Origin of the sequence: Arcobacter sp. LA11, assembly GCF_001895145.1 — a bacterium.
Classification (GTDB): Bacteria; Campylobacterota; Campylobacteria; order Campylobacterales; family Arcobacteraceae; genus Halarcobacter.
Map to the genome: position 1 here is coordinate 115,582 of NZ_BDIR01000003.1, position 10,589 is coordinate 126,170.

10 protein-coding genes are annotated in these 10,589 nt (G+C 27.1%); 7 read left to right on the top strand and 3 right to left on the bottom strand.

Going from position 1 to position 10,589, the window contains the following annotated elements; translation table 11 throughout:
* The first annotated feature begins 36 nt into the window (after positions 1–36).
* Together BT997_RS04375 and trpB are read left to right on the top strand one after the other, a co-directional pair.
* Positions 37–486, top strand: a complete 450-nt coding sequence (locus BT997_RS04375; RefSeq protein WP_072680230.1) for a hypothetical protein — start codon at positions 37–39, stop codon at positions 484–486.
* A complete protein-coding gene (trpB, locus tag BT997_RS04380) occupies positions 486–1,700 on the top strand; it encodes a tryptophan synthase subunit beta (RefSeq protein ID WP_072680231.1) in 1,215 nt (404 codons plus the stop codon). The genes BT997_RS04375 and trpB overlap by 1 nt, the downstream gene beginning before the upstream one ends.
* Positions 1,701–1,723: 23 nt before the next feature.
* On the opposite strand, the gene BT997_RS04385 is transcribed toward trpB, so the two are convergent.
* On the bottom strand, positions 1,724–2,383 hold the full coding sequence (locus BT997_RS04385) for a hypothetical protein (RefSeq protein ID WP_072680232.1): 660 nt from the start codon (positions 2,381–2,383) through the stop codon (positions 1,724–1,726).
* Positions 2,384–2,441: 58 nt separating this feature from the next.
* Positions 2,442–3,260, bottom strand: a complete 819-nt coding sequence (locus BT997_RS04390; RefSeq protein ID WP_072680233.1) for a ferritin-like domain-containing protein — start codon at positions 3,258–3,260, stop codon at positions 2,442–2,444.
* Between the two features lie 66 nt (positions 3,261–3,326).
* On the opposite strand from BT997_RS04390, the gene BT997_RS04395 reads away from it, so the two are divergent.
* From BT997_RS04395 to BT997_RS04405, 3 genes are read left to right on the top strand one after another with little or no spacing between them, the layout of a single operon-like run.
* Entirely contained in the window at positions 3,327–3,920 is a 594-nt protein-coding gene (locus BT997_RS04395) for an MBL fold metallo-hydrolase (RefSeq protein ID WP_072680234.1), read from the top strand.
* Between the two features lie 8 nt (positions 3,921–3,928).
* Positions 3,929–4,837: a GGDEF domain-containing protein gene (locus BT997_RS04400; RefSeq protein WP_072680235.1), complete on the top strand. Its 909-nt coding sequence runs from the start codon at positions 3,929–3,931 to the stop codon at positions 4,835–4,837.
* A gap of 8 nt (positions 4,838–4,845) precedes the next feature.
* On the top strand, positions 4,846–5,820 hold the full coding sequence (locus tag BT997_RS04405) for a GGDEF domain-containing protein (RefSeq protein WP_072680236.1): 975 nt from the start codon (positions 4,846–4,848) through the stop codon (positions 5,818–5,820).
* Position 5,821: 1 nt separating this feature from the next.
* Here BT997_RS04405 and cmoB read toward each other — a convergent pair whose 3' ends face one another.
* The gene (cmoB, locus tag BT997_RS04410) at positions 5,822–6,736 is read right to left on the bottom strand and encodes a tRNA 5-methoxyuridine(34)/uridine 5-oxyacetic acid(34) synthase CmoB (RefSeq protein ID WP_072680237.1); all 915 of its coding nucleotides are present in this window, start codon (positions 6,734–6,736) and stop codon (positions 5,822–5,824) included.
* A gap of 188 nt (positions 6,737–6,924) precedes the next feature.
* On the opposite strand from cmoB, the gene ccsA reads away from it, so the two are divergent.
* Together ccsA and BT997_RS04420 are read left to right on the top strand one after the other, a co-directional pair.
* The gene (gene ccsA, locus BT997_RS04415; protein WP_072680238.1) at positions 6,925–9,675 is read left to right on the top strand and encodes a cytochrome c biogenesis protein CcsA; all 2,751 of its coding nucleotides are present in this window, start codon (positions 6,925–6,927) and stop codon (positions 9,673–9,675) included.
* Between the two features lie 148 nt (positions 9,676–9,823).
* Positions 9,824–10,561: a response regulator transcription factor gene (locus BT997_RS04420; protein ID WP_072680239.1), complete on the top strand. Its 738-nt coding sequence runs from the start codon at positions 9,824–9,826 to the stop codon at positions 10,559–10,561.
* Positions 10,562–10,589 lie beyond the last annotated feature (28 nt).

Genomic DNA, 10,589 nt, shown 5'->3' on the forward strand with positions numbered 1-10,589 from the left:
TAATTATTCTTCAATTAGAATAATTAGGAAAATAAAATGCTAACTCCAAAAGAAATAAGTTCATTATTTGAAGTGCAAGTAAATACTTTATATAACTGGCGTAAAACTAAACCAAAACTTTACAGTTATTTACAAAATGCAGACTATAATTCAAAAATTAATAACGAGATAAATGTATTATTGGAATATTTTTCAAAAACTATAAATAAAAACTTTCTTTTAAATGAAATTGATTTCTTGATTACTAGTGATTATGAGTTAATTACAATCGATGAAGTAAATGAATTTCAAGAGCATTTTATAAAAGCTAATTATAAATTATTGACAACAGAACATAAGCTTGTACTTGGTATCTACGATAAAATAAAAGAACTTAATATCGTTGAAAAATACTTGCTTTATAAGAAAATTTATAAAGTAAGACAAGTAGGAGATAAAAATAGAGCAACTTTTTTCAAAGAATTTTTACAAGAAGGAAATAAATAATGTCTAAATATTTAGAATCAACACCAAATGAAGAAGGATATTTTGGTAAATTTGGAGGTTCTTTTATACCACCAATGCTTGAACAACCTTTTGCAGATATAAGAAAAGCATATAAAGAGTTAAAAAACGACCCAAAATTTATTGAAGAATTAAAATATGTTAGAAAGCATTATCAAGGAAGACCTACTCCCATCTCTTTTGCTAAAAACTTAACAGAGCACTGTGGTGGAGCAAAAATCTACTTAAAAAGAGAAGATTTAAATCATACTGGTGCACACAAATTAAATCATTGTATGGCAGAAGTTATCTTAGCTAAGCATTTAGGAAAAACAAAAGTTATTGCAGAGACTGGTGCAGGTCAACATGGGGTTGCTTTAGCAACTGCAGCTGCTTATTTTGGATTAGAATGTGAAATTCATATGGGTGAAGTAGATATTGCAAAAGAACATCCAAATGTAGTTAGAATGAAAATCTTAGGTGCAAAAATTATACCAGCAACACATGGGCTTAAAACTTTAAAAGAAGCAGTTGATTCTGCCTTTGAATCTTATGTTCCTCAAGCTGATACTGCTATTTATTGTATCGGTTCAATTGTAGGCCCACATCCTTTTCCAATGATGGTAAGAGATTTTCAGAGTATTATTGGCTTTGAATCAAAAGAACAATTTTTTGAACATGAAGATAATTTACCTGATAATGTAGTTGCTTGTGTTGGTGGAGGTTCAAATGCAATGGGTATTTTTGCAGGATTTATTGATGATAAGGAAGTAAATCTTTATGGAGTTGAGCCTATGGGTAAAGGTGATACAATAGGAGAACACTCTGCAACATTAACATATGGAGAAGAAGGTGTAATGCATGGTTTTAATTCAATCATGTTAAAAGATGAAAATGGTGAGCCTGCACCTGTTTATTCTATAGGTTCAGGGATTGACTATCCATCAGTTGGTCCAGAACAAGCCCATTTAAAAGAAACAGGAAGAACAAAAGTTGGTCTTTGTAATGACGAAGAAGCTGTTGATGCATTTTATAAATTATCACAACTAGAAGGTATTATTCCAGCTTTAGAATCAGCACATGCAGTGGGATATGCGATGAAGTTAGCAAAAACCTTATCAAAAGACAAAACAATTTTAGTAAACTTAAGTGGTAGAGGTGATAAAGATATAGATTTTGTAGTTGAAAATCATCCTGTTCCAAACGCTAAATTTTAGAATAAAAGAGGCTTTTGCCTTTTTTATCTAAATTGACTAATTAAACTTTCTTCAATACTTTTTGCTTCATCATATTTATATATTAATTCTTGATATTTTAAATAATAGTCATTATATAAAAAAGAGTATTCATTATCATCTTTATATTTGTCATATTGGTCTTTATAACTATTTGATAAAGTACTAATAAAATTAAAAGAATTTACAGCTAACAAGACTTTATCTATCATATTTTGAGAAATTTTATCACTAGGTTTCTTATCATCTTCTTCAAATCTTCTGGTCATACTTTTATGTAATAAATCAGATAAAGAATTGTTTTTAGAATTAAAGAAAGTATTTTTATCTTCATACATATCAAACAAATAACTATACCCAAGTTCAAAAGGTTTTCCTAGTACAGTATTAAATAAAGCATTTGCTAAATATTTGTCTTCGGTAAAAAGAGTTGTAAGTCTTAAGTTTTTTGCCATATCTTTATCTTCTTGATTATCAAAAAGAGTTTCTATTTCTTCTAAACTTATTCCTTTGATGTTATTAAAGGTTAAATCTGAAGTTCTTACTTTCTCTTTATTCTCTTTTGTATTAAGTAAAGAGTCTAAAAATAGTTCTTTATTATTGTTTGTAAGATTTTGATTAAGCTGCGAAGACAATAATATTTCATTGATATTTGAAGTAATCATATAAAACCTTTTATTTATAATAGAAAAATAGTTCTTACAAAAGCTTTACTTTTTATTATTAATTACAATCATCTCTTTTTGATAAAAATTTTAATTCATCACACGAGAAGCCGGCTTTTTTCCGAGCATCGATATTCAATTCGTATTTTTTCTTTGTACTTCCAGGAAATATTTCTTCTATTATTTTTAAATAAGTCTCTTCTGGCTCAAGTTTTAGCTTCTCACATTCATACTTAAACCACCTATCTCCTTTTGTTACATGATCGATTTCTTCTTCTAGTATAGTATTCAAAGCATCTAATATCTTTGTATTGAATTCATCTGGATTTGAATTTAATTTATCCATGATTTTCGGATTTTGTTCTAAGCCATTTGCTTCTAAATATCTTGGGACAACAGCCATACGAGATAATAAATCTGGAGTTTTTTTCATTGCTTCAAAAAGACTTGTATGTACTTCTAAATCTCCATAAAAAGAATCTAATTCTTCTAAAAGTTTTTCAATCATTAAAAAATGTCTAATTTCATCTTCTGCAACTTCTAACCAGTCTTCGTAATACTTTCTTGGCATATTTTTAAATCGTAAAGCTGCATCCAATGCTAGGTCAATAGCTGAATACTCAATATGTGCAATAGTATGTAAAAGATTTATTTTACCTTCTCTTGTATTAACATATTTTCTTTGTTTTGCATTTTTAGGTAAAACAACCTTTAAAACGTTATTATATGAAGGTTCCATCATTTCATAAGGACTATAGTCATCTTCAAATGTTAGCTTTTCTTCGATAAAGTCATTATAAAATTTCTTAAAACTTTTAATTTTCTTTTTTGGATTAGATTCTAATATAATACATTCTAATAAATAATAATAATTCATAAACTTCCTTACAGCTCTAATAATATATACTAAGATAAATTTTATCAAAGTAAGGGTTAAAAAATAATGGGTATAAAAATCCAACCTATGGGTGATTATCAAACTAACTGTTACATCGTAACTGTTAAAGATAAAGACTTTATCATTGATCCAGGAGTGGGTGCCACTTCATGGGTAAAACAAAACGTAAAAAATCCAATAGCCATTTTAAATACACATGGTCACTTTGATCATGTATGGTCAAATAAAGAACTTAGTGAGTTATTAAACTTAAAAATATATACTCCAAAAGAAGATAATTTTATGCTTCAAAAGGATCCTTATGGCATGGGAATGACTCCTTCAAGAGCTGATGTATTAGTTGATTATGATGAAGAGATTGATTTTGATGGAATAAAAGTTAAATTTCACTTTTTCCCAGGGCATACGCCTGGTTGTTCTGCTATTGAGATTAATAATAATCTATTTTCTGGTGATTTTATATTTAATGGATCAATAGGAAGATGTGATTTCCCTTATTCAGATCCAAGTCTTATGATAAAAAGTATAGATAAAGTTTTATCGTGGGATAGAGATATTACAATTTATCCAGGTCATGGATCTTCTACTACATTAAATAAAGAGAGAAACTCTTTAGAAAACTGGAAAAATTACTTATAGGATAGTGAATGCAAAAACAGAATGAATTAAATACATATAACTTTCAAGCAATTATAGCCTTAAATGATCATCTTGTTGGTTTAAATAGACTAGATGATATTTTTAATTACATTGCGTCATATCTCAAAAAAGATTATTCAATAGATAAATTCAAAGCTACAATAAACAGTAATCAACTATATATCAGTTGCAGAAATGACAAGTCATTAAATACTAAAGAATTTGATATAAAACTTAACGAAAATGATGATTTAAAAATAACTATTTTATACGAAGATAGAGAAGAACAAGATATAAATAACTCTATAAGTTTAGTAAAAATGACTTTTAGTATTATTGCACAAACAATTTATAATAAATACCTAGAGTATAAACTAATCGAAATGACTTTAAAAGACTCGCTTACGGGTCTTTACAATAGACAATATGTAGATGAATATTTAAAAAGTAGTTTACCTTTATCTAATAGAGAAAACAAAAAAATTGGCTTTTTAAAAGTAGGAATAGATCATTTTAAAGCAGTTATCGATGAATTTGATTATACTACAGGGGATAAAGTTTTAAAAGAACTTGCAAAAAGTTTAGAACATACAGTAAGAGAGTCTGATATAGTAGCAAGAATTGAATCAGATGAATTTTTAATAATACTTCACAATATAATTAATGAAAATAATGCTATAATGATTGCAGATAAAATAATTAATAACTTTAAAAATGTTAAAGTTGTAGTTGATGAGAATACAAAACAAACTTTAATGAAAACTATTTGTACAGGAATCTCAATATACCCTGATGATGCAGACCGTATTGACGAGATTTTCAGATCATCTGACATAGCTTTGTATGAAGCTAGAAACAAGGGTAGAAGTCAATCTTTTAAATTTCAAAAAGATGTGGATACACTTGAATTATTTTAAGGTGCAAAATGAGAAATAATATTTTAGAATTAATCAAATCATCAGCAAATAACGAAAAAGACTTTAAATCATTAGAAAACATTTATAAGTTATATGATCAATTGCAATATTCTTCTAATATAAAACAAATGGGTGAAGATATATATCTTTGGTTACATACAAATTTTAATATTGATAATGTAACCTTCTCTTTATTTGATATTGAGAGAAACAATAGAGAAAATATTTTTGTTGAAGGAGAAGAGTTCTATTTAGATGATAATTTATCTTTCTTTTTTATTATAAATACTCACACAAACTTAAATGCTATAGTTTCTTTTAGTGCAACATCTCAAACACACCATGAAATATTAACAAAAGAGTATAGTATAATTGAAGCTGCATTTTTTCAAATATCCCCTATTATTCAAAATGGTATTATCAAAAAGAACTTTATTGAGTCATTATCTTTAGATTCTGTTACAAAAGTTTACAATAGACACTATTTAATCGAAAATTTAAATAAACAAATATCTTTATCAAAAAAAGAATATAAATCTATTTATTTTATTATGATTGGAGTGGATCACTTTAAAGCAGTAGTAGATGAGTTTGATCATGATGTTGGAGATCAAGTACTAGTTGAATTAGCAAAAGTTATTCATACTAACATCTCAGAGTTTGATATGGTTGCAAGACTAAGTGGAGATGAATTTCTAATTTCAATGTTAAGTACAAATAATGTAAATGATATTACAACAATTTCTAATAATATTATAAATGACTTTAGTAAAGTAAAAGTAAATGTTGATAATCAAGGTCACACATTACAAAAAACTATCTGTATTGGATTTGATGTTTACGAAACTTTTAATAGTGATGATTCAATTGATAAAACTATTAAAAATGCAGACATCGCCCTTTATGAAGCAAAGAATAAAGGTAGAAGCGAACTATTTAATTATGGAGACCTAAATGAAGAAGATACAATAGATTTATTTTAATCTACTGTATTTTTCTAGCTTTCATATAAACTCTTTTGGGTGCAGGATAACCTTCTATAGTCTTTGAACTATCTTCTGGATCTAAAAAATCTTCTAAACTTTGATCAAAAGACCATTTTGTTTTTCTTTGTTCTTCGTTTGTAGTGGTTGTTGTTGCAATCACTTCAATATTCTCAAACCCTGCCCTACTTAACCAATTTTTTAAAGCAGGAATTGTTGGAATAAAATATATATTTGGTATTTTTGAATATCTTTTATTTGGTGTTAAACATAATTCTTCTTCTCCATCAATCATAAAAGTATCTATTAAAATTTCACCTTTACTATTTAATCCACGAGCAAGTGATTTTAAAGTTCCAACAGGATCAGGTCTATGATATAAAACACCTAACATAAATATAAAATCAAATTTATGATTATAGTATTCTAGATGTTCAACTCCAAGCATTTCATATTCAATCTCTGACTTAACAAAGTGATTTATAAATTCAAATTGATGTAAAGTCAAAGCAGAAGGATCAAAACCAATTAATTTTTTTGGCTTATCTTCTAACATTCTAAACATATAATAACCATTGTTACAACCAATATCCGCAACAACTTTATTTTTTAAATTAAAATGTGGTCTTATTAGATTATATTTTATATTGCTTTGCCATTCACTATCTATTTCTAATCCAAATAAATTAAAAGGACCTTTTCTCCAAGGTATTAATTTTTTTGCAGTCTCTTCTAATAAATCAAATTCTTGTTGAGTTAAATTCTCTCTTTTCCCGATTGTAAACCAGTCACCATAGTCAATATGTAAATTATTTTTTTCTATTTCTGATACTTTTAATATCTGACTATACCATGGTTCTACATTTTTCCATGATCGACAATTTTCTTTTTTCTTTTTTAATTCTTCTAAATCCATATGCAATTATATTAACTATTTATTAAAAAATACTTTTAGATGATTACAATCAAAGAGTTAAGTAAAGTTTTTTGGTTATAATTACGAAAAATATGGGCTTTGTAATATTATTACACATAAACTCCACATAAAGTTCATATAAGCAATAGTATAATCACAAAATTAATTATACTTTTAAAGGATAAAAATTGAAAAAGATTCTTGATATCTTATTCTCCTTCAAGACAACACTTACTTTATTGGCTATTCTAGCTATTGGTGCTGGTGTAGCAACATTTATTGAAAATGATTTTGGTACATCTTCTGCTAGAGTTTTAATTTATAATAATATTTGGTACGAAACAGTTTTAGTTTTAACAACATTAAATATGGCTGGAATTATTTATAAATATAAAATGTGGAAACATAAAGCTAGATTTATTTTCCATACATCGTTTGTAGTAATCTTAATCGGTGCTGCAATGACTAGATATGTTGGATATGAAGGTATTATGCATATTAGAGAAGGTAAAACTGAAAATAGAATGATTTCATTAGAACCTTATTTGCAAGTTAAAATAAAACAAGAAAATGGTAGCTACTATAAAGAGTATCCTTTAGAATTAACTGCCTTAGGAAGCAATGACTTTACATACAAAATTAAATTTAATGGAAAAGAGTTAGTTGTAAAATTCAATAACTTTATGTATGCAAAAAAAGGTCAAAACAATATGAGTATTTTAAGTGTAGATGCAATACTTAATGGGCAAACCAAAACTGTCAAACTACCTGGAAAAAGAGGAATGAAAGGGATTTCTAAAATGGAAGACTTTGGAGATACTATCGTTACTTTAGAATATGGTTCAAAAGTATTATCTTTACCTTTTTCTATACACTTAAAAGATTTCCAACTTGATAGATATCCAGGAAGTATGGCTCCTTCTTCATATGCATCAGAAGTTACAGTAAACAATGAAGATGGTACAAAATATGATTATAGAATCTTCATGAATAGAACACTTCATCAAGGAAACTTCTTATTTTTCCAAAGTTCATATGATCAAGATGAAAAAGGTACAGTACTTTCAGTTAATAATGACCCAGGGAAGTGGCCTACGTATCTGGGATATTTTTTATTAACACTAGGTCTTGTTTTAAATTTATTTGATAAAAAATCAAGATTTTGGAAACTTACAAAATATGTTAATGCAAAAAATGCAGCCGGTCTAATTACTGCATGTATGTTAGCCTTTTCAACAAATAGTTTAGAAGCAGCAGAACCTAATACAACGGGATTAGATTTTAATGCAACAAAAAATGATACAACTGCTTACTTAAATAATTTTAAGGAAAAGTCAGTACTTACTGCTGATAAGTTTTCTAAACTAGTTGTACAAAGTAGTGGTGGAAGAATGAAACCATTAAATACGCTTAATAGAGAAATTGCTTATAAACTATCATCTAAAAGTTCAATGTTTGGAATGAATTCAGATCAAATTATTCTTGGAATGCTTACAAGACCAGAACTTTGGCGAAATGTAAAAATGATTAAAATTAAAACACCAAAATTAAAAAAGATTTTAGGTGTAGAAACATCAAGAAAATATATTGCATTCTCTGAAGTTTTCAAAGGCGGAAAATATGTGCTTAATGATGAAGCACAAAAAGCTTCAATGACTAAACCAAATGAACGAGGTACATTTGAAAGAGATATTATAGCACTTGATGAAAAATTAAATATTGCATACATGGTTTACAACGGTAACTTATTTAATTTATTCCCTCAAATAGGTGTTAATGATAATAACAAATGGTATACACCTCTTGATGCTATGAAATCATTTAAAGGAGAGAACCAAAAAGCTGTAGAATCTATGGTTAGAGGTTTTATAAACTCTGTTATAAATGAAAACTGGGAAGTATCAAATAAATTTTTAGATATGTTATCACAATATCAAGAAAAAGCAGGAGCACAAGTTATTCCTTCTAAGTCACAAATTGATAAAGAGATTGCTTTTAACAATTTAGATATTTTTCCTAAAATTACACTTGCATATATTATTTTAGGTTTTGTAATGTTAATTGTTGCATTTATTGTTGTTTTTAATCCTAAAATTAAACCAAGAAAAACTACATTTGTATTTTTTATTTTACTAGCAATTCTTTTTGCACTTCATACTTTTGGTATGGGGTTTAGATGGGTTGTTTCAGGACATGCGCCTTGGTCAGATACATATGAATCTCTTTTATATATTTCATGGTCAGCAATTTTTGCTGGGGTTATTTTCTTTAGAAAATCACTTCTTGCATTAAGTGCAGCTGTAATAGTAGCTGGTATTTTTATGTTTACAGCACACTTAACAGGTATTAACCCTCAAATTACAAACCTAGTGCCTGTACTAAAATCATACTGGTTAACAATTCATGTTTCAATTTTAACAGCTTCATATGGATTCTTTGGATTAGGTGCTATTTTAGGTTATATGTCATTAATAATGTATATATTTAGAAAAGGTAGACCTCATTTAGATGAAACAATTAAACATATTACTGCTATTAATGAAATTGCGTTAATTATTGGATTATCAGCGATTACTATTGGAAACTTCCTTGGTGGAGTTTGGGCAAATGAATCTTGGGGTAGATATTGGGGATGGGATCCAAAAGAGACTTGGGCTTATGTATCAATCGTATTATATGTATTAGTTGTACACTTAAGATTTGTTAAACCACTTAACAATCCATTTGTATTCTCAACAGCATCATTATTGACATTCTCTTCAATTTTAATGACATATTTTGGAGTAAACTTTTATCTATCAGGAATGCACTCGTACGCAACAGGGGATCCAGTTCCAGTTCCTATGTGGGTATACTATATAACAGCTGCTATCTTTGTAACAATAGGACTTGCATACAAAAATAGAAATCTAAAAGATGATGTTTGTCATACAAAATAACTTTTTTATAACTAAGCCAATTATGGTTTAGTTATAACAAACTAGTCATATTTGTAACTAAAATAAACAATATAAATAAAATTTTCTAACAATTTAATAATTTTTCAAACTATTTTTTATTATAATAATCTATAAAGGTTATATTTATATGAATCATGACAAGTTACACAATATTATTGCATTTACAAAAGATTTACATGTTCTATATATAGAAGACAATTTCGATGTAAGAGAACAGACTATAAAAATGCTTCAAATCTTTTTTACGTCTATAGTAGTTGCAAAAAATGGTTCAGAAGGATTAAATCTATTTAATTCAAACAATAAATATGAATCTACATCTTTTGATTTAATTATTACAGATATAGAAATGCCTGTAATTGATGGAATTTCCATGATAAATTCTATTAGAGATACAAATAAAGATATCCCAATTTTAATTTTTTCTGCACATAGTAATACTGATTACTTTCTAAAAACGATCAATGCAGGAATTGATGGATACATACTAAAACCCTATAATATTGAACAAATATCTAATTCTTTGATGAATATAATTGAGAAAAATAAACTTACTAACTCAAATGATCATATAATTCATTTAGAAGATGATTATATTTGGAATTTAAAAGATTCTTTATTATACAAAAATGAAGAAATCATAAAGCTAACAAAAAATGAGATAAAACTTTTTACTTTATTTATAACTTCGAAAGGTTCTTTAAAAACCTATGATGAGATAGAATCATATATTTTTAATGATTTTAGTTCAAATAATAAAAGAGTTAGAAACTTAGTTTCAAGACTAAAGATAAAACTAGATTATGAAATCTTTGAATCTATTTACTCTCATGGATATAAATTAAAATATAAAAACTTTTTATAATTCATAAATATTGAGACATTATTGAGAC